At 57.7% G+C, this 18320-nt stretch carries 20 protein-coding genes; 8 read left to right on the forward strand and 12 right to left on the reverse strand.

All coding sequences use genetic code 11. From position 1 onward, the window contains the following. The first annotated feature begins 45 nt into the window (after positions 1-45). From surA to BLT77_RS12365, 6 genes are all read left to right on the forward strand, one after another. Positions 46-1335, forward strand: a complete 1290-nt coding sequence (gene surA / locus BLT77_RS12340) for a peptidylprolyl isomerase SurA (RefSeq protein WP_090365610.1) — start codon at positions 46-48, stop codon at positions 1333-1335. Next, on the forward strand, positions 1332-2318 hold the full coding sequence (gene pdxA, locus BLT77_RS12345; RefSeq protein ID WP_090365613.1) for a 4-hydroxythreonine-4-phosphate dehydrogenase PdxA: 987 nt from the start codon (positions 1332-1334) through the stop codon (positions 2316-2318). Before surA ends, pdxA begins: the two co-directional genes overlap by 4 nt. Continuing rightward, positions 2315-3115: a 16S rRNA (adenine(1518)-N(6)/adenine(1519)-N(6))-dimethyltransferase RsmA gene (gene rsmA / locus BLT77_RS12350; RefSeq protein ID WP_090365616.1), complete on the forward strand. Its 801-nt coding sequence runs from the start codon at positions 2315-2317 to the stop codon at positions 3113-3115. The genes pdxA and rsmA overlap by 4 nt, the downstream gene beginning before the upstream one ends. Before the next feature lie 4 nt (positions 3116-3119). Further along, positions 3120-3500, forward strand: coding sequence for a Co2+/Mg2+ efflux protein ApaG (gene apaG / locus BLT77_RS12355; protein WP_090365619.1), 381 nt, complete (start codon positions 3120-3122; stop codon positions 3498-3500). A 2-nt stretch (positions 3501-3502) separates the two neighbouring features. Continuing rightward, on the forward strand, positions 3503-4324 hold the full coding sequence (locus BLT77_RS12360) for a symmetrical bis(5'-nucleosyl)-tetraphosphatase (protein ID WP_090365622.1): 822 nt from the start codon (positions 3503-3505) through the stop codon (positions 4322-4324). Between the two features lie 142 nt (positions 4325-4466). Further along, positions 4467-6491 carry a methyl-accepting chemotaxis protein gene (locus tag BLT77_RS12365; protein ID WP_090365624.1) on the forward strand — a complete coding sequence of 675 codons (2025 nt, stop codon included), beginning with the start codon at positions 4467-4469 and terminating at the stop codon, positions 6489-6491. 109 nt (positions 6492-6600) lie between these two features. Here BLT77_RS12365 and BLT77_RS12370 read toward each other — a convergent pair whose 3' ends face one another. The 7 genes from BLT77_RS12370 to rplU all read right to left on the reverse strand — a co-directional run bounded on the left by BLT77_RS12370 (position 6601) and on the right by rplU (position 10817). After that, positions 6601-6990 (reverse strand): DUF3718 domain-containing protein, encoded by a 390-nt coding sequence (locus BLT77_RS12370; protein WP_090365627.1) that lies wholly within the window; start codon positions 6988-6990, stop codon positions 6601-6603. A gap of 121 nt (positions 6991-7111) precedes the next feature. Beyond that, positions 7112-7609 (reverse strand): type 3 dihydrofolate reductase, encoded by a 498-nt coding sequence (gene folA / locus BLT77_RS12375; protein ID WP_090365630.1) that lies wholly within the window; start codon positions 7607-7609, stop codon positions 7112-7114. A gap of 9 nt (positions 7610-7618) precedes the next feature. Continuing rightward, a complete protein-coding gene (locus BLT77_RS12380) occupies positions 7619-8080 on the reverse strand; it encodes a threonine/serine exporter family protein (RefSeq protein ID WP_090365633.1) in 462 nt (153 codons plus the stop codon). Further along, positions 8077-8784, reverse strand: a complete 708-nt coding sequence (locus BLT77_RS12385) for a threonine/serine exporter family protein (RefSeq protein WP_245709939.1) — start codon at positions 8782-8784, stop codon at positions 8077-8079. The genes BLT77_RS12380 and BLT77_RS12385 overlap by 4 nt, the downstream gene beginning before the upstream one ends. A gap of 135 nt (positions 8785-8919) precedes the next feature. Continuing rightward, a complete protein-coding gene (gene cgtA, locus BLT77_RS12390; protein ID WP_090365638.1) occupies positions 8920-10083 on the reverse strand; it encodes an Obg family GTPase CgtA in 1164 nt (387 codons plus the stop codon). A gap of 148 nt (positions 10084-10231) precedes the next feature. Continuing rightward, positions 10232-10489: a 50S ribosomal protein L27 gene (gene rpmA / locus BLT77_RS12395; RefSeq protein WP_028112845.1), complete on the reverse strand. Its 258-nt coding sequence runs from the start codon at positions 10487-10489 to the stop codon at positions 10232-10234. Positions 10490-10505: 16 nt separating this feature from the next. Then, on the reverse strand, positions 10506-10817 hold the full coding sequence (gene rplU / locus BLT77_RS12400) for a 50S ribosomal protein L21 (RefSeq protein WP_028112844.1): 312 nt from the start codon (positions 10815-10817) through the stop codon (positions 10506-10508). 274 nt (positions 10818-11091) lie between these two features. Between rplU and ispB the strand changes: the two genes are divergently transcribed. Beyond that, complete coding sequence (gene ispB, locus BLT77_RS12405) at positions 11092-12060, forward strand: octaprenyl diphosphate synthase (protein WP_090365641.1); 969 nt, start codon at positions 11092-11094, stop codon at positions 12058-12060. A gap of 62 nt (positions 12061-12122) precedes the next feature. On the opposite strand, the gene mdh is transcribed toward ispB, so the two are convergent. Continuing rightward, positions 12123-13061 (reverse strand): malate dehydrogenase, encoded by a 939-nt coding sequence (mdh, locus tag BLT77_RS12410; RefSeq protein ID WP_090365643.1) that lies wholly within the window; start codon positions 13059-13061, stop codon positions 12123-12125. 209 nt (positions 13062-13270) lie between these two features. Here mdh and argR point away from each other — a divergent pair, with 209 nt between their 5' ends. Then, the gene (gene argR / locus BLT77_RS12415) at positions 13271-13741 is read left to right on the forward strand and encodes a transcriptional regulator ArgR (protein ID WP_028112841.1); all 471 of its coding nucleotides are present in this window, start codon (positions 13271-13273) and stop codon (positions 13739-13741) included. Positions 13742-13804: 63 nt separating this feature from the next. Here the strand turns inward: argR and BLT77_RS12420 are convergent, their stop codons facing one another. The 4 genes from BLT77_RS12420 to nrfA all read right to left on the reverse strand — a co-directional run bounded on the left by BLT77_RS12420 (position 13805) and on the right by nrfA (position 18183). Continuing rightward, positions 13805-14749, reverse strand: coding sequence for a Dyp-type peroxidase (locus BLT77_RS12420; RefSeq protein WP_245709937.1), 945 nt, complete (start codon positions 14747-14749; stop codon positions 13805-13807). 266 nt (positions 14750-15015) lie between these two features. After that, positions 15016-16266, reverse strand: a complete 1251-nt coding sequence (locus BLT77_RS12425) for an ammonium transporter (RefSeq protein ID WP_090365649.1) — start codon at positions 16264-16266, stop codon at positions 15016-15018. Between the two features lie 14 nt (positions 16267-16280). Next, entirely contained in the window at positions 16281-16619 is a 339-nt protein-coding gene (gene glnK / locus BLT77_RS12430; RefSeq protein WP_090365652.1) for a P-II family nitrogen regulator, read from the reverse strand. A 217-nt stretch (positions 16620-16836) separates the two neighbouring features. After that, positions 16837-18183 carry an ammonia-forming cytochrome c nitrite reductase gene (nrfA, locus tag BLT77_RS12435; RefSeq protein ID WP_090365656.1) on the reverse strand — a complete coding sequence of 449 codons (1347 nt, stop codon included), beginning with the start codon at positions 18181-18183 and terminating at the stop codon, positions 16837-16839. Positions 18184-18320 lie beyond the last annotated feature (137 nt).

Below are 18320 nucleotides of genomic sequence, written 5' to 3' on the forward strand. Positions count from 1 at the left end.
GTCGAAGCTCTAAGCGATAACTGCACCGAAAAAAATGGATGAAGGATGAAGGTTCGCAATTTAATTATTAGTGCCGTGGCAGCGTTCGCCATGGCGGGATCCGCGCTGGCACAGCCGCAGCTTTTGGATCGCGTCGCCGTATTGGTAAATGACGGCATTATTCTGGAAAGTGAGATCGACGAACGGGTTGAGAACATCAAACGCTCGGCGCTGCAAAGCGGACAAGCCCTCCCCTCCGATACCGCCTTGCGCACTCAGGTGATCGATCGCCTGATCAACGAGAGCCTGCAGATGCAGATGGCGGATCGCATGGGTATGGTGATCAGCGACATTCAGCTGGATCAAACCCTGGAGAACATGGCCAAGGATCAGGACCTGACTCTGGAGCAGATGAAAGCGGAAGTGGAAGCCGGTGGCGACAACTACGCCCAGTACCGGGAGAACATCCGCCGCGAGATCATTCTGGGCCAAGTACAGCGGGTGCAGGTTCAGCGCCGCGTGCAGGTCTCTCCACAGGAGATCGACGCCCTGGTGAAAATGATTGAAGACCAGGGCCTGCAGAGCACCGAATTCAACATGGGCCACATCCTGATCAGCGTCTCCAACGACACCCCCAAGGCGGTGGAAGAGGCCCGTACCCGTGCCGATAAGGTGCTGGCACTGCTGAACGACGACGCCGATTTTGCCAAGACCGCCATCTCCGCCTCCTCCGGGCCTAAGGCACTGGAAGGGGGAAACTGGGGCTGGATGAACGTCAACGAGATGCCGACCCTGTTTGCCGAGTTGGTGCGCGGCCGTAAAGCCGGCGACATCATCGGTCCGGTAAAAAGCGGTGCCGGTTTCCACATCATCAAGATCCTGGACACCCGCGGTCAGCAGATTCAGGAAGTCGACGAGGTTCACTCTCGCCATATTCTGCTGCAGCCGTCGCCGATCCTGAGCGAAGACATGGCCAAGCAGATGCTGGATGACTTCCTCAAGCAGGTGCGCAATGGCGACGCTGACTTTGCCGAACTGGCCAAGCAGTACTCTGAAGATCCGGGCAGCGCCGTTAAAGGCGGTGATCTGGGTTGGGCCGATCCCGGCATGTACGTGCCGGCATTCAAAGACACCCTGGCGTCACTGAAGAAGGGCGAATACAGCGAACCCTTCCGCTCGACCCACGGCTGGCACGTAGTGCAGCTGATGGATCGGCGCACCACAGATACCACCGCCAAGATGAACAGCGATCGCGCCTATCAACTGCTGTTCCGTCGTAAATTCAATGAACAGGCCAACGCCTGGTCTCAGGAGATGCGGGCCAAAGCCTACATCGAAGTTGTGGAGACTCAATGACCGTACGTATCGCGGTAACCCCGGGGGAACCCGCCGGTATCGGCCCGGATCTGGTGGTGCAACTGGCTCAGCAGGACTGGCCGGTTGAACTGGTGGTCTGCGCCGACCCTGATCTGATCATTGAGCGGGCGAAGATGCTGGGGCTGCCGATCAAGCTGCAGCCCTACCAGCCAGGAAAGGAGGCCCAGCCACAGCAGGCCGGCACCCTGACCATTGCGCCATTTTCAGTCAATGCACCGGTAAAATGTGGCGAGCTGAACGATAAGAACAGCAGTTACGTGGTGGACACCCTCAGGTTCTCCAGCGAGAAGAACATGAGCGGCGATTTCGCCGCCGTGGTCACCGGCCCGGTGCACAAAGGGATCATCAACCAGGCCGGCATCCCCTTCTCCGGTCACACCGAATACTTTGCCCAGCAAGCTAACTGTCAGGACGTGGTGATGGTGTTGGCCACCGAAGGCCTGCAGGTGGCGCTGGTGACCACCCACATTCCACTGGCGTACGTCTCCAAGGCGATCACTCCACAGCGACTGGAGCAGGTCACCCGGATTCTGCACCGCGACCTGCAGGACAAGTTTGGCCTGACGGACCCACGCATTCTGGTGTGTGGCCTCAACCCCCATGCCGGCGAAGGCGGCCATCTGGGTAAAGAGGAGATTGAAGTCATTGAACCGACTCTGAATCTACTCAGGGCCGAAGGCATGAACCTGATCGGCCCGCTGCCCGCAGACACCCTGTTCCAGCCTAAATACCTGGAAAATTGCGATGTGGTGCTGGCGATGTATCACGATCAGGGCCTACCAGTGCTAAAATACAAAGGATTCGGAAAATCCCTCAACATTACTCTGGGATTGCCCTTTATCCGCACCTCCGTCGACCACGGCACCGCCCTGGAGCTGGCTGGCACCGGCCAAGCCGACTCCGGCAGTTTCGTCGTCGCCCTGAATAAAGCAATTGAACTGACAAGTAACCACAATCGATGAGCAACAATGTTCATATGGGCCACCGTGCCCGTAAGCGCTTCGGCCAAAACTTTCTCCATGACATGACGGTCATCGATCGCATCGTCGCCGCCATTCATCCTACCAACGACCACACTCTGGTCGAGATTGGTCCGGGCCTGGGCGCGTTGACCCAGCCAGTGGCCGAACAGGTGGACTGCCTGAACGTGGTCGAGCTGGATCGGGATCTGGCCGCCCGCCTGACCGAACAACCCGGTTGGGGCCAGAAGCTGAAGATCAATCAGGGTGATGCCCTGAAATTTGATTTCTCCAGCCTGATTGAGCCCGGCAAGAAGATGAAGATCTTCGGCAACCTGCCGTACAACATCTCGACACCACTGATGTTCCACCTGTTCGAGTACGCCGAGCATCTGGAAAACATGCACTTTATGCTGCAGAAAGAGGTGGTACAGCGACTGTGTGCCGGCCCGGGACACAAGAACTACGGCCGCCTGACGGTAATGGCCCAGTACTACTGCAAGACCGTACCGGTACTGGAAGTCGGCCCCGGCGCCTTTACCCCGCCGCCCAAGGTGGATTCCGCCGTAGTGCGACTGGTACCCCACACCGAGAAGCCCTACCCGGTGGACGACGTGGATGTACTCAGCAAGGTCTGCCTGACCGCCTTCAACCAGCGCCGTAAAACCCTGCGTAACAGCTTTAAGGGTCAACTGGACGACGAGGCCTTTGCCACCATCGGCATCGACCCCACCCTACGGCCGGAGCAACTGCCGGTGTCCGGATTTGTGGCCATCGCCAACTACCTGTGTCGCAAGTAAACTGATGTCCAGCCGACTCGCCCCCCTGAAGGTTGAGGTTCAATGCCACTACATTGAATCTCAATCCGATCCGGATCAGCAGCACTACCTGTTTCAATACACCATAACGCTGGAAAACTGCCACGAACAGGCGCTGACCCTAACCCACCGCCACTGGCAGATTACCGACGGTAATGGCAGCCTGAACAAGGTCAGTGGCGAAGGGGTGGTGGGACAGACACCAACCCTGGCCCCCGGCGAACGCTTTGAATACAGCAGTTCGGTAGCCCTGGCCACGCCGGTGGGCAGCATGACCGGTTTCTACACCCTGCTCAGCGACAACGGCGAAGTGCTGCAAAGTCCCATCGATCGTTTCCCACTGTGCAAACCCCGGAGTCTGCATTAAGCATGGCCAACTACTTTGTCGGCGACATTCAGGGCTGCTACGACGAACTGCGGCGGCTAATGGACAAGGTTCGCTTCGATCCTGACCATGATGTACTCTGGTCCACCGGTGATCTGGTGGCACGGGGACCGGGCTCACTGCAGGTGCTGCAGCTGTTTCGGCAGCTGGGCGACGCCGGGCGCACGGTGCTTGGCAACCATGACCTGCACCTGTTTGCCGTCCACGCCGGACTGAAACGGCCCAAACCTAAAGATCGTCAGCAAGAGCTGCTGGAGTCCGCCGAGTGTGACCAGCTGATTCAGTGGCTGCGCCAACAACCGCTTCACTGTCACCTGCCGGAACACAAATTGCTGATGACCCACGCCGGCGTGCCGCCCCACTGGGATCTGGACACCGTGCTGCGTCAGTCGGCCGAGGTCAGCCACACGCTGCAGTCGGACAACTACCTGGACTTTATCGCCCAGATGTACGGCGACAAACCGGACCGTTGGGATCCGGACGGCGACGATTACCAACGACAAACCTATACCATCAACTGCCTGACCCGCATGCGCCTGCTCCACCCCGACGGGCGGCTGGATTTCTACAGCAAAGCCGGCGGTCCCGACGGTGAAGGTGAACTGTTACCCTGGTTCAGTCATCCCCATCCGTTATTAAACCATTACCGAATCGTTTTCGGTCACTGGGCCGCCCTGATGGGACACACCCGCCACCCCAATGCCATCAGCCTGGATACCGGTGCCTGTTGGGGGAATTGGCTGACTTTTTGGTGTTTGGAAGAGGATAAACGCTATACCCAGCAGGCTTTACAGAACTGGGGCTAAAGCGTCAAAAAGTGGTCACCCGTCAGTACAAGCCCTGCTTATTTTTCGCGCCCTCCGCCGATTAACTAATTACTGCAAACCCGTCTTTAGCTTGTTACCATGACTTTGTATGGGGGAATATTAGCTAAGGATAATACTAACAATGAAACTTACGGTCTCGCTGCGCATCATTGGCGGATTCACGTTCGTCACCTTGCTGTTGTTGATTCTTGGTGGCCTGTCGCTGAACAGCATCAACAACGTCGAAAACCACACCCGCGTGTTCCAGAGCTTCTCTGTCCCGGCCAAGGACAAAGTCAACGAAATCACCCAGAATCTCAATAACCAGTACATCAACATCCAGTCGGCACACGACAGTGAAGAGCTGGACAAACTGCTGCAGCTGGAGACGGAATTGAACCAGCAGCAATCGCTGTTCGCAGACCAGTTAAGCACCCTCGACTCGCTGCTGGCGTCGCGTCCGGAGTTTGGCCTGAACAGCGGTGACAGCGCCGGCCTGTTGCGCCAGTTCCAAAACAGCTGGCAGCAGGTGCTCGCCGATAAACGCACGCTGATCGTCAAGCAGGCACAACTGCTCGAAGAGGCCGAGGTCATGGAGACCGCCGGTGATGACGCCAGCTCAATTTTGCTGGACATCATGGATCTTGAGGTATCCGAGGATCCGCGGGAGCAGCAGATGGCCGGCGAGGCCAACAACCTGGATACCGCCGTAGCCAACATGGTGTCCATCGCACTGGAGTTGGACAAGATCAGCACCACAGCCGATCTCGACATCCTGAAACAGGAAACCGAATTCCTGCTGCGCAGTATCGACTACCGGGTCGAATCCCTCAAAAACGACGCTGCCGAAGTGGGGCAGGAGGAACTGGTCACCGAGCTGACCGACTACCTGACGCTGATGACCAACCAGCTGGCCTCCGAGCACAGCCTGATTCAGTTGCAGGCGGAAAACCTGCGCCTGAACGAGTCCATCGAGACCCAGTTGGCCAACAGCCAACGCCACTACCAGGCACTGATGGCCATCAGCCAGGATCTGCAACAACGACTGGCGACCATCAACACCGAGACCGGCGATCTGGCCATCGATTCATTGCAGTCCACCCGCACCGAAACCCTGGCGGTGATGCTGCTGTCCATCGTGGTGGCCACCTTTATCAGCGTGGTCACTGTCCGCTCCATCACCCGACCTCTGGCCCACGTCAACGAAGCGCTGGCCGTCCTGGCCGGCGGCGATTTGACCAAGCGGATCGAGATCGACAGCCGGGATGAATTTGGCCGACTGGCCCGCAACATCAACGCCCTGTCCGACAGCCTCAGGGAGCTGATCCGCTCCATCCTGGAGCGCGCCGACCAGCTGGCCGCCGCCGCCGAAGAAACCTCCGCGGTGACCGCCCAGACCACCTCGGGTATCCAGGAACAGTCCAGCCAGATCGATCAGGTGGCCAGTGCCACCAACGAGTTGTCCAGCTCCGCCAACCAAGTGTCTACCAGCGCCAACGATGCCTTGGGCGAAACCCAGCAAGCCGATGACGAAACCCGTCAGGCCCGTGCCCTGTCTGAGAACAACGGCCAGTTGATTCAGACCCTGGCCAATGAGGTGGAACAGGCCGCAGGCGTCATCAACAAGCTCAACAGCGACACCGCCGCCATCGGCAGCATTCTGGACGTGATTCGCGGCATCGCCGAGCAGACCAACCTGCTGGCACTGAACGCCGCGATCGAAGCGGCGCGGGCCGGCGAACAGGGCCGAGGCTTTGCGGTGGTCGCCGATGAGGTGCGCTCGCTGGCCTCCCGAACTCAAGAGTCCACCACCGAGATTCAGCAGATGATCGAAGTGGTACAGGCCGGCGCCAAGGAAGCGGAGCGGGTGATGCAGCAGAGCCAGGATCAGGCCCGGCACAGCGTCACCACCACCGAAGAGGCCAACGCCGCCCTGGAAGCCATCAGTGAGTCGATGGGGCGGGTGGTCAATGCCGGCAACCAGATCTCCCAGGCGGCCGGTGAACAAAATACGGTCTCGCAGACCATCTCCGAGAAGCTGGAGCAGATCGCCACCATCTCCGAACAAACCTCGGCCGGAGCGGTGCAGACCGCCGCCTCCAGTCAGCAGGTGGCCCAACTGGCCGAGGAGTTGCAGCAGCAGGTACGGGAGTTCAAGGTCTCCTGATTCGCAACCCGGTCCGAATAACCAGGCGGCCAATGGCCGCCTTTTTTCTACTCGTCCAGGCATAAAAAAAGAGCGACACGGTCGCCCTTCGGAGTACAGAGGGAAAGAATCAGCCGCCGATGCGATCGTTGATGGCGCTGACGATGGTGCTGCCACCATGGCCATGGGCACTGGCCCACTCCAACACGCTCTGGCCATCCTGCTCTTTGGCCTTTAGCTGGGCCGCCGACAGTTTCTTCACCAGAAACACCCCTACGCCATCGGCATTATTGGTCATGGCGCTGCGAATCATGCTTTCGCCATTGCACTTAATGCCGTCGTAGATGGTGCGCACCTTAATGCGGGACTCTTTCAATTTCTTGCGTAGACGGGTCTTGTTATCGGCTTGAACGTACTGACAAATATTGGCAATCAGCTGGTCGTTAGCTTGAACCGGGGCTACCCATGCCAGGCTTAGCGCCAGGGCACCTGTTGCCACCAGACTCAATCTTTTTTTCATTTTTGCCACTCCTTGTTACTTATCGTTATTTCCGCTTACCTTTAGCTAACAGCGACAGGATACCGCAAGACCTGAACGAATCAAATTGCACAAGGGAGATGTCATAACAAAAATCGATGGATTAAACGCCGCTCACAATCCGTTCAAGAACAACGAAATGCAGATCACAACTGTTGCGTTCATCGGCCGGGTGAACCTGACGCTCCACCTCTCGCCACGCCTCGGGATGGTACTCGGGAAAACGGGTGTCGCCCTCCACCTGCATCTGCGCCAGAGTCAGGTACAAACGATCGGCACGGGCCATCAGGCTCGAATACAACTGCCCACCGCCGATGATCATCACCTCCTCCTCGGCCGCCAGCAGGGCCAGTGCGGCATCGATACTGGCCACCACGCTGACACCGTCCGGACGATAGTCGGGCCGGCGGCTGATCACCACATTATGCCGGCCCGGCAATGGCCGGCCGATGGACTCATAGGTACGCCGCCCCATCACCACCGGCTTACCCATGGTGACGGCTTTGAAATGCTTCAGATCTGCCGGCAGATGCCAGGGCATTTGGTTGTCCTTGCCGATCACCCGATCGGCCGCCATACAGGCGATCATTGAGATGCGCATCATGAGTCCCTAAATGATTGATTTGGTGCGAAACAGCAACAGGTTTGGCATCGCCAGACCGACGCTCAGCGCACCCAGTATAAAGATGGTTTTCAAGGCGTTGTACACCACCGGCATCAGGGTGGCATCGGTGACACCGATGGCGCTCATCTCCACCAGGCCGATGACAGTATTGAAGGCAAAGGTGCCAGGAATCATCGGAATGATCGCCGCCACCCCAAACAACTGCATCGGCGCCAGGGTCTGCCTCGACCATAGGGTGGACAAGCCACCGACAATCACCGCCGCCGCAAAGGTGGCCCATTCAATGGGCGCCCCCCAGTGCATACACACGGCTCTCACCATGTGGCCGACACCGCCAGCCAGGGCGCAGCGCCACAGGAAACGGCCGGGAACGTTAAACACCATGGCAAAGCCCACGGCGGGAACCGAAGCATAGGCGCCATTGATCAGCAGCTGCATCAGGTTCATAGCCAGCCCATCCCGGTCAGTTGCATTGCCAGGGTGATGCCGATGGCCGCCGACGCGGTCATCAGGGTCGCCTGCCCCCAACGGGCCAGACCGACGTTATAGTGGCCTTTGACCATGTCACTGATGGCGTTGAGCAACGGGAAGCCGGGCACCAGCATCAACACCGCCGCCGCCATCGCCACATCGGCGTCCGGGGTTGGCCACACCATGGCCGCCAACCGCGCCACCAAGGTGGTCACGAAAGCGGTGGAAGCCCAGTTGATCAGCAGATTGAAATGACGTTTGGCCAGCTGTTGTCGCACCACCATGCCGATGCAGGAGGCCAGCACCGTCAGCAGTACCGCAGTATCGTCGGCCCCAAACAGGTGAGCAAAGCTGCCACAGGAGGGGCCGATAATGGCCACCACCAACCAGGGGTTCCAGCTCCAGGGGGTCAGGTTACGCAGCTTGCTGCCCACCTGATCAATGTCCAGCAGCCCCTTTTCGGCCATCACGCAGATCCGCTGCACTTCACACACCATGGCCATGTTCAGACCATGATCCCGCAAGCGTCGGGTGGTGGTGACACAGCGCTGGCGAAACAGGGTGGTCATCACCAGCGAGTTGGAGGAGATGGACAACTCCACACTCTCTGCCCCCAGGGCCACTCCCAGTCTCTGGCCGATGTCTTCCACCAACTCACTTTCAGCCCCCCAGGCCAGCATTAATTGAGCCGCCCGCACCGCCAGGCGAGTGACCTCATTTTGCTGAGCAATCTCCAAACTCGTTTCTCCCCAAAAACGTCTGTTACAGGCAGCAAAAAGGGGCAACGGGGCCCCTTAATTATGAATCATCAACAATCAGCGCTGGTATACCACTTCGACATCGTAGTCGTCGTCGTCCCAATCATCGTCCCAGTCGTCGTCTTCCACGACCGGCTGTTGCATCTGATCCTTGTGGTGTTGTTCCCACTTGAACTCCACTTCGGCATCGTCCACCTGATTCTCTTCCTCTTTTGGCAGCGCGTTAATGATCTCCATCAACTCTTTCACCAGAGAATCGGTGCCGGTACGGGAGATGGCGCTGATGGTGCGCACCTCACCTTCCCAGCCCAGGCCGTCGACAATGCTGGCCACCAGGGCGTCACGCTCCTCTTCCAGCACCAGGTCGAGCTTGTTCAGCACCAGTACCCGTGGCTTGGCCGCCAGTTTGGGTGAGTAGCTTTCCAGCTCCTTGATGATCGCCTTGGCGCCTTCCACAGGATCGCTTTCATCGATGGGAGCCACATCGACCAGATGCACCAGCACCCGGCAACGTTCCAGGTGCTTGAGGAAGCGCACTCCGAGGCCGGCCCCGTCGGCGGCGCCTTCGATCAGACCGGGAATGTCGGCAATCACGAAGCTCTCGGACATGTTGGCCCGCACCACACCCAGATTCGGGATCAGGGTGGTAAAGGGGTAATCGGCCACTTTAGGCTTGGCGGCAGACACCGCGCGAATAAAGGTGGACTTACCGGCATTGGGCAGCCCCAGCATGCCCACGTCCGCCAGCAGCAACAGCTCCAACTTCAGCTCGCGATGCTCACCCGGGGTACCCAGGGTCTTCTGACGCGGCGTGCGGTTGACCGAGCTCTTGAAGCGGGTGTTACCCAGGCCGTGATAGCCACCTTTGGCCACCAGCAACTTCTGGCCGTGAGTGGTCAGATCGCCCACCAGTTCGCCGGTTTCTGAGTCCAGCGCCCGGGTGCCCACAGGCACAGGCAGGATCTTGTCTTCACCGCGCTTGCCGGTGCAGTCGGCGCTCTTACCATTGGTGCCGCGCAGCGCCCGGTGACAACGTTCAAAGCGATAGTCGATGAGGGTGTTCAGGTTCTCATCGGCGATCAGAAAGACGTCACCGCCATCGCCACCGTCACCACCATCAGGGCCGCCTTTAGGGATGTACTTTTCACGGCGAAAACTCACAATGCCGCTACCGCCGTCTCCGGCTTCAACCCGGATCAGCACCTCATCTACAAATTTCATCGCTTTAACCCGTTAGAAAGTCTGTTTCAAGTATACCTTGGGATCGCACAGCCCGCGAAAGCAACTGCCCTGCGGTGGGCCCAAAGGTATCTGTATTACGCAAAAAGCCCCGCCATTGGCGGGGCTTCGTATTCGGTCGGTATTCGACTTACTCGGCTTCGATGCTTACGAACTTGCGGTTCTGCTTGCCTTTCACTTCGAATTTCACTTTACCGTCTGCAGTAGCAAACAGGGTGTGATCTTTACCGATGCCTACGTTGGTACCCGCGTGGAATTTAGTACCACGTTGACGAACGATGATGTTACCAGCCAGTACAGACTCACCACCGAAACGCTTTACACCAAGGCGTTTGCTTTCTGAATCGCGGCCGTTACGAGTAGAACCGCCAGCTTTTTTGTGTGCCATTTCTCAGTAACTCCGATTAAGCGTTGATGCCAGTGATCTTAACTTCAGTGAACCACTGACGGTGGCCCATCTGCTTACGATGATGCTTACGACGACGGAACTTAACGATCTTAACTTTATCGCCACGACCGTGAGTCACAACTTCAGCAACAATCTTGCTGCCATCAACATAAGGAACACCAACCTTTACGTCTTCACCGTTAGCAACCAGAAGAACTTTATCAAATTCAATGGTGCTGCCGGTTTCAACGTCTAGCTTCTCCAGACGAAGAGTCTGGCCTTCGCTAACACGGTGTTGCTTACCACCACTTTGGAAAACCGCGTACATAGTAAAACTCCGCTTCACACGCCGACCGCGCCTTATGGGGTCAGGGTGTGGCTTAAAACTTGTTGACAATGGGCGGGCATTCTACGCCAAGGACACAAAACAGGCAAGCACTACGATGAAAAAGATCGCAAAAGGATCCGACCATTTTGAGGATCACCGCAATGAATCACTAAATGCTGCTGTTATGATTGCGGAATTTGGGTAGAATTCGCTTCCATACTGAGCACATTATACTTACAGCTGCCGATTTTGGCAGCCCAAAGCCGGATAAATTATGGACCTGAACGCCATCCGCCAATTGGCCGACAACGACATGAAGTTGGTCAACCAGATGATCTACGACCAGTTACACTCTGACGTAGTACTGATTAACCAGTTGTCCTTCTACATCATCAACGGGGGCGGCAAACGCATGCGGCCGCTGCTGACCCTGCTGGCTGCCCAATCAGTGGATTACCAGGGCGACAACCACATTCGCCTGGCGGCCATCATCGAATTTATCCACACCTCGACGTTGCTGCACGATGACGTGGTGGACGAATCCACCATGCGCCGCGGCCGGGAGACCGCCAATGCCCTGTTCGGCAACCAGGCCAGTGTTCTGGTGGGCGACTTCCTCTACACCCGCTCGTTCCAGATGATGACCGAGATGAAGAGTCAGAAGGTACTGGAAGGGCTGGCCGAAGCCACCAACGTGCTGGCGGAAGGGGAAGTGATGCAGTTGATGAACTGTAACGATCCCGACACCACCGAAGAAAACTACATGCAGGTGATCTACTGTAAAACCGCTAAGCTGTTTGAGGCCGCCACCGGTCTCGCCGCTGTAGTGGCGGAACAGGAACCGGCCATCTGCGACGCCCTGGCCGATTACGGCCGTTATCTGGGCACCGCCTTCCAGTTGGTGGACGACGTGCTGGATTACACCGCCGAAGCCGACGAACTGGGTAAGAACATCGGTGACGATCTGGCCGAAGGTAAACCGACCCTGCCGCTGATCTACACCATGGAAAAGGGCAACGACACCGAGAAACAGCTGATTCGTGCCGCCATCGAGAACGGCGGTACCGAAGAGATCGAACCGATTCTCAAAGCCCTGCACCACTGCGGCGCCCTGGAGTACACCATGCAGCGCGCCAACGAGGAAGCCGACAAGGCCATCGCCGCCCTGGCCGCCCTGAAAGACAGCCCGGCCAAGACCGCGCTGGAGTCGCTGGCCCGCATCGCCGTGGACCGCCGCAGCTAAGACGCAAGCAATCAAAAAAAGGCCTCTCGGAGGCCTTTTTTATTTTGGATACGACGGCAAGGTTAACCGTTTACAAAGGCTTCGCCCTTGTTGATGTCACCAATCAGGGTGTCCATCATTCCAGCCACGGCCTGCTGCTCAAACGCACTCAGCTCACCGTAAGCCTGCACCTCCTCAACCCCGTTGCTGCCCAGCAGCACCGGTTGGGCAAAGAAACGGCTGTGCTCACCATTGCCCTCGACGTAGGCACACTCGACCACCCCTTGCTCACCCTGCAGGGCGCGCACCACGGCGGTGCCAAAGCGGCACGCCGCCTGGGCCATGGACAGGGTCGCACTGCCACCACCGGCCTTGGCTTCCACCACTTCGGTGCCGGCATTCTGAATGCGGTCAGTCAGGCTGGCGATTTCGTCGTCACTGAAGCTGACGCCTTCCACCTGGGACAGCAGCGGCAAAATGGTCACGCCGCTGTGGCCGCCAACCACGTTGATCTTCACCTCATCCGGCTGCAGCCCTTTGGCTTCGGCGATGAAGGTTTCGGAGCGAATCACGTCCAGAGTGGTGACCCCGAACAGGCGGCGCTTGTCGTACACGCCGGCATTTTTCAGCACTTCGGCGGCGATGGCCACGGTGGTGTTTACCGGGTTGGTGATCACCCCGATGCAGGCTCCCGGACAAACGTCGGCACACTTGCCCACCAGGTTACGAATAATGCCGGCGTTGATGTTAAACAGATCGGAACGATCCATGCCGGGTTTACGGGCAACACCGGCGGAGATCAGCACCACATCGGCCCCCTGCAGCGCCGGAGTCGGATCCTCTCCGGCAAAGCCCTGGGCGTTAACGGCGGTAGGGATGTGGCTGATATCAACGGCAACCCCTGGAGTGACGGGAGCGATGTCGTACAGGGCCAGGTCTGTGCCCTTTGGCAGGTTCAATTTCAACAATAATGCCAGGGCCTGTCCGATTCCCCCGGCCGCACCGAGTACTGCTACTTTCATGGTGTTCTCCATCTATCCTTTGATGTGACATGGATCGCGTTTCAATTTCTGCGCCCACCATACCCAAACAGGCGTTTAAAGGCAATTTTACCAATCTCTTATTGACCCCGGGCTGCAGACATGGTGTGGTCAAACATCCGCCTTCAGTTGCCTATCTTCAGGCAGTTAGGCAAAATGTGAATAACAACCAAGAAACAACGAGCTGACACATGAAGTCTACCCGAAACCAGGATGAGCTCATCCGCGTGTTTAAATCTCTGCTGAAAGAGGAACGATTTGGCTCCCAGGGCGAAATCGTAACCGCGCTGCAAGCCGCCGGTTTCAGCACCATCAATCAGTCCAAAGTCTCTCGGATGTTGAGCAAGTTTGGGGCGGTGCGAACCCGAAATGCCAAACAGGAGATGGTGTACTGCCTGCCCGCAGAACTGGGCGTGCCCACCGCCACCAGCCCACTGAAGAACCTGGTGCTGGACGTGGATCACAACGGCGCGATGATCGTGGTCAAGGCCAGCCCAGGCGCTGCACAGCTGATCGCCCGCCTGCTGGACTCCATCGGTAAGCCGGAAGGCATTCTCGGAACCATCGCCGGCGACGACACCATCTTTATCGCCCCCACCAATGCCGACAACATCAACCACGCCCTGGAAACGGTCAAAGACCTGTTCAACTACAAAGGCTGACGCCGGCACCCCGAACCAAAAAAGGCCCGCTCAATGCGGGCCTTTTGCTGTCCATCGGGAGGCCTAGCCGGCCGCCTGCTCCATAAAGTCCAACGACGGAGCAAAGAATGCCGAACCGGTAACCGCCTGGGTGAAGTTCAACAGGTGATCGTAATGACCGTGGCCATCGCCATGAATCATCGACTTCAGCTGGGCTTCGAAGTGCACCGGCGTGCGGCAGCAGCTGATGAAAAACAGCCCCTGCTCCATCATGTCACCGTAAGGCATGCTCTGGCGCAGAATCTCCATGGAGTTACCGTCGGCGTCTTTGAGGTTGGTACGCTTGATGTGGCAGGTCAGGGGCTTGTCCTGACTGGCGTACTCCTCATTGTCCACCTTGGTGCGGCCAATGGTGTCTTCCTGCTGCTTCTGGCTGATGCTGTTCCAGCGAGCCATCTGATGCTGATAGCGCTGAGTATGGATGTAACTGCCCCCGGCAAAACCGGCGTCCTCGTCGCCCACCAGTGCCACGGTGCGGCGATGACTGCCTTGAGGATTCTCAGTTCCATCGACAAAACCGGTCAGATCGCGGTTATCCAAGTAACGGAAACTGCGTACCTCTTCCACCAACTGCACCAGCCCCTTGAGGCGATGGCACACCTCCATGGCGGCGATGTGGTTGATGTCGAGACGGTCGGAACGGATATGGACAAAGATGTCCACCGGCTGCACCGGGGCTTTGCGGTCATCCTGCTCGAAAGAGGGGAACGGCCGCAACTGCTGCGGGCGCGCCCCGGGATAGAGGGTATCCCAATAGTTGGCACCAATGGCCACGAAACCATTAAAGGCGGAATCGGCATTCTGATCCGCCGAGGCCTGCAGCCAGACGGCGATCTCGGCCAACACCTTACGCAGGGTCGGCTCGGCCTGCTCTTCCGCATTAAACAGCAGATACAACCCATGAAGGTTGCCCTCTGCACACACCCCTCCCTGTTCGCGAGGCATATCGCTCCCTGTGTCTGTGGTCATCGTTGCTCCTGATTACCTAGAATACAAAATAATACCGAACAACATAAAGATATAATCGTCATCCTGTTGGGAAGCCAGTTCTTTCGTCGGCCGGCATCCGCCCAGTTTGCCTCATGGATCGCCTCCTGACTTTGCTCCAACGCATGAACTGAGGTAACGAGAATGAAAAACAGGCTGTTTTGCTGCCGCGCACGCCACCGCGACCGGTAAAACAAAAAAAGCGCCTTCCAAAGAAGGCGCTGTCAGCGAGTCAATCGGGGCCGAGTTTAGTTGCTGCCCTTGACCGTCACAAACTCCGGATAGGCATCGATACCACAGTCGGCAATGTCCATACCCCGGTACTCCTCCTCTTCGGTAACCCGAATCCCCATGGTCAGCTTCAGTACAAACCACACCAGTAGACTGGCGCCGAACACCCAACCAAAGATGATCAGTGCCCCCAGGGCCTGGGTGCCGAAGCCGGCATCGGCGTTGGACAGCGGCACCGCCATCAGGCCGAACAGACCGCAGACACCGTGCACCGAGATGGCGCCAACCGGGTCATCCAACTTAATTTTATCCATGCAGACAATGGAGAACACCACCAGACCACCGGCCGACAGGCCAATGACCCCCGCCAGTACCAGCGACGGTGACAACGGGTCAGCGGTGATGGCCACCAACCCGGCCAGGGCACCGTTCAAAATCATGGTCAGGTCGGCCTTGCCCCACATCAGCTTACAGACAATCAGTGCCGCCACCGCACCAAAAGCCGCCGCCGAGTTGGTGTTAACAAAGATCTTAGCCACCGCCGAGGCGTTTTCCGCATCGGATACCAGCAACTGGGAGCCGCCGTTAAAACCAAACCAGCCCAACCACAGGATAAAGGTTCCCAGGGTCGCCATCGGCATGTTGGATCCCGGGATAGGGTGAACGCTGCCATCGGCACCGTATTTGCCCTTACGGGCACCTAAGAGGAGCACTCCTGCGATTGCTGCTGCCGCACCGGCCATGTGAACAATGCCGGAACCGGCGAAATCCACAAAGCCCAATTCAGAAACAAAGCCACCCCCCCAGGTCCAATATCCCTCAACTGGATAGATAAAGCCGGTAAGGACAACAGCAAACACCAGGAATGCCCACAATTTCATACGCTCTGCCACGGCCCCGGACACGATGGACATGGCGGTGGCCACAAACACCACCTGGAAGAAGAAGTCCGATTCCAGGGCATGGTCAGCCCCCTCGGCCTGAGTGCCAATCAGGCTACCCAGACTCGGCAACCAGCCAGCCTCGGCGTTATCGACGTACATGATGTTGTACCCCACCAGCAGGTACATGACACAGGCGATGGCATACAGGCAGATGTTCTTGGTCAGAATTTCGGTGGTGTTCTTGGAGCGTACCAGCCCCGCTTCCAGCATGGCGAAACCGGCGGCCATCCACATCACCAGGGCACCGGACATCAGGAAATAGAACGTATCCAGTGCAAATCGCAGTTCGGTTACCGTGGTACCCAATTTTGTTAACTCTTCCATGGTTTCCCCCTCACTTAAATCGCTTCTGAGTCGTGCTCGCCGGTACGAATCCGTACCGCTCGCTCCAGGTCATACACAAAGATCTTACCGTCACCAATCTTGCCGGTATGGGCGGCTTCACTGATCACCTCGATCAGGTGCTCCACCTTATCGGCAGAGGTGGCAATCTCCAGCTTCACCTTGGGCAGAAAATCCACCTGATATTCCGCACCGCGATAGAGTTCGGTATGCCCCTTCTGACGCCCGAAGCCTTTCACCTCGGTGACCGTCAACCCTTCCACGCCAATGCCGGCGATGGCCTCCCGCACGTCGTCCAGCTTGAACGGTTTGATGATTACGCTAACCAGTTTCATGTCCAATCCCTCAACCAAAGTCAGTTAACCAATCCTTTACAACTCCCGTGCCAATAATTTATTTCGTTTTATTTCAATAAGTTAAACAAAGGCGCGAATGTGGAAAGTCTATTTATGCACCAAAACAAGCATGACTATTCAGCCGTTGCTCCGTTTTGGTGCAGTCGCAGGCACAAAAAAGCCCCGCCGAAGCGGGGCTGGCAGTCACACCACAAACTCAGTCCGTTTTACCCGGATAGTCGGCATCCCACTGGGGCACCACGGTCTTCTTAAACTCGGCCTTGTCGGCCCGCAACTTATCCATGTCCAATCCCACCACGGCCTGGGCCTTGGCCTTGGTGGAGATGTCCGGCACCTGAACCTCGGCCATGACGCCGTTCATCGCCAATACCCGCGCCAGCATCGCCCGGGCCTCGGCGCTGCGCTCCAGCGACGTCCCCAAAACCCGCATCGCCTCTGACGGATTATGGGCATGCACCCCGTGCGAGGCGATGGCGTAGTCCCAGCGCCACTGGGCATGGCGGATGGCGGTCAGGGCGTCTTTCATCTGCCCCTCGGTGGCGCCAGCATCCCAGGCGGCCTTGGCTTCGAAGTGGGCCTTCACCAGCTGATCTTCCGCCTGCAACTTAAGATCGCCGACCTGCTTCTTGTAGCCGGCAATCACCTGCTCCAGGGTGTCCTTGTCCTGATCGTGACAGCGCTTGCAGGTGAACTCGAACTGATCGAAGGGGTTACCGACATTGTGATCGGTAAACTTGCGCCCCTCGGCGTTGGTCACTTTCGGCATGTGGCAATCGGTGCAGGAGACATTATTGCGACCATGGGGACCGTTGCGGGAGGTCTCGAACCCTGGGTGCTGGGCCTTGAGCATCGGTGCCTTCGACAGCTTATGGGTCCAGTCCTTAAACTCGATGTTGTCGTAGTAGGCTTCCATCTGCTCCACCGAGGTGCCGTTGTCCCAGGGGAATTTCACCATCACATCGGGCTTGGTAAAGTAGTACTCCACATGACATTGGCTGCATACCATGGTCTGCTTATCCGATTTAGAGGCAGTCTTCCACTCCAGTCCGGCGGTCTTCAGCGCCCGCTCGGCGAAGGGCACCGACAGCCTTAGCTTAATCTTGTTGTCGTGGCAGTTGCCGCAACCGATGGCATTGGTGATCTGATCGCCGCCCTTGGCCCACTTGCCATGGAAGTACTCCTTCTCGCCTTGGGTTTCAATCAGTCGCGGCACATCCGGACTCTTGCAAGACCAGCAGGCCATGGGCATCGGCCCATCCTCTTTGGTCTTGGGCGCACCGGTACGCAGGGTGTTGCGCAGATCGGTAACGGTGTAGTGGTGACCGCGGGCTTTGTTGTAGTCTTTGGCGAAGCCATAACCGGCCCACAACACCACCAACCTCGGGTCTTCAGCCAGCACGTCCACGATCTCTTTGCTCTGTTCCGTCTGCTGCCAGCTGGCGTACTGTTTCTTGAATTTGGCAAACTTACTGTTGTCCGCCTCAGTGACTGCCCACGCCCCCAGCGGGACACACAAGCCAGCCAAAATGGCCATTCGTTTCATCCTGTTCACGATTGCGCTCCATTATTGGTTGTTGGTTTGAATCCAATTAACGCCCACTAAGAATAGATAACCTGGATTATTTCGCCTCACCGAACCACGGCTGCTTGTAATTCCGGCGGCGAAGGCGATAGGCTTGG

It is taken from the genome of Ferrimonas sediminum, assembly GCF_900100175.1.
GTDB classification, from domain to species: domain Bacteria; phylum Pseudomonadota; class Gammaproteobacteria; order Enterobacterales; family Shewanellaceae; genus Ferrimonas; species Ferrimonas sediminum.

What these genes read in the sequence shown, in the direction of transcription:
- surA (WP_090365610.1), top strand. Translation starts at nt 46, where the DNA reads ATGAAGGTTCGCAATTTAATTATTAGTGCCGTGGCAGCGTTCGCCATG.
- pdxA (WP_090365613.1), top strand. Translation starts at nt 1,332, where the DNA reads ATGACCGTACGTATCGCGGTAACCCCGGGGGAACCCGCCGGTATCGGC.
- rsmA (WP_090365616.1), top strand. Translation starts at nt 2,315, where the DNA reads ATGAGCAACAATGTTCATATGGGCCACCGTGCCCGTAAGCGCTTCGGC.
- apaG (WP_090365619.1), top strand. Translation starts at nt 3,120, where the DNA reads ATGTCCAGCCGACTCGCCCCCCTGAAGGTTGAGGTTCAATGCCACTAC.
- BLT77_RS12360 (WP_090365622.1), top strand. Translation starts at nt 3,503, where the DNA reads ATGGCCAACTACTTTGTCGGCGACATTCAGGGCTGCTACGACGAACTG.
- BLT77_RS12365 (WP_090365624.1), top strand. Translation starts at nt 4,467, where the DNA reads ATGAAACTTACGGTCTCGCTGCGCATCATTGGCGGATTCACGTTCGTC.
- BLT77_RS12370 (WP_090365627.1), bottom strand. Translation starts at nt 6,990, where the DNA reads ATGAAAAAAAGATTGAGTCTGGTGGCAACAGGTGCCCTGGCGCTAAGC.
- folA (WP_090365630.1), bottom strand. Translation starts at nt 7,609, where the DNA reads ATGCGCATCTCAATGATCGCCTGTATGGCGGCCGATCGGGTGATCGGC.
- BLT77_RS12380 (WP_090365633.1), bottom strand. Translation starts at nt 8,080, where the DNA reads ATGAACCTGATGCAGCTGCTGATCAATGGCGCCTATGCTTCGGTTCCC.
- BLT77_RS12385 (WP_245709939.1), bottom strand. Translation starts at nt 8,784, where the DNA reads ATGCTGGCCTGGGGGGCTGAAAGTGAGTTGGTGGAAGACATCGGCCAG.
- cgtA (WP_090365638.1), bottom strand. Translation starts at nt 10,083, where the DNA reads ATGAAATTTGTAGATGAGGTGCTGATCCGGGTTGAAGCCGGAGACGGC.
- rpmA (WP_028112845.1), bottom strand. Translation starts at nt 10,489, where the DNA reads ATGGCACACAAAAAAGCTGGCGGTTCTACTCGTAACGGCCGCGATTCA.
- rplU (WP_028112844.1), bottom strand. Translation starts at nt 10,817, where the DNA reads ATGTACGCGGTTTTCCAAAGTGGTGGTAAGCAACACCGTGTTAGCGAA.
- ispB (WP_090365641.1), top strand. Translation starts at nt 11,092, where the DNA reads ATGGACCTGAACGCCATCCGCCAATTGGCCGACAACGACATGAAGTTG.
- mdh (WP_090365643.1), bottom strand. Translation starts at nt 13,061, where the DNA reads ATGAAAGTAGCAGTACTCGGTGCGGCCGGGGGAATCGGACAGGCCCTG.
- argR (WP_028112841.1), top strand. Translation starts at nt 13,271, where the DNA reads ATGAAGTCTACCCGAAACCAGGATGAGCTCATCCGCGTGTTTAAATCT.
- BLT77_RS12420 (WP_245709937.1), bottom strand. Translation starts at nt 14,749, where the DNA reads ATGACCACAGACACAGGGAGCGATATGCCTCGCGAACAGGGAGGGGTG.
- BLT77_RS12425 (WP_090365649.1), bottom strand. Translation starts at nt 16,266, where the DNA reads ATGGAAGAGTTAACAAAATTGGGTACCACGGTAACCGAACTGCGATTT.
- glnK (WP_090365652.1), bottom strand. Translation starts at nt 16,619, where the DNA reads ATGAAACTGGTTAGCGTAATCATCAAACCGTTCAAGCTGGACGACGTG.
- nrfA (WP_090365656.1), bottom strand. Translation starts at nt 18,183, where the DNA reads ATGAAACGAATGGCCATTTTGGCTGGCTTGTGTGTCCCGCTGGGGGCG.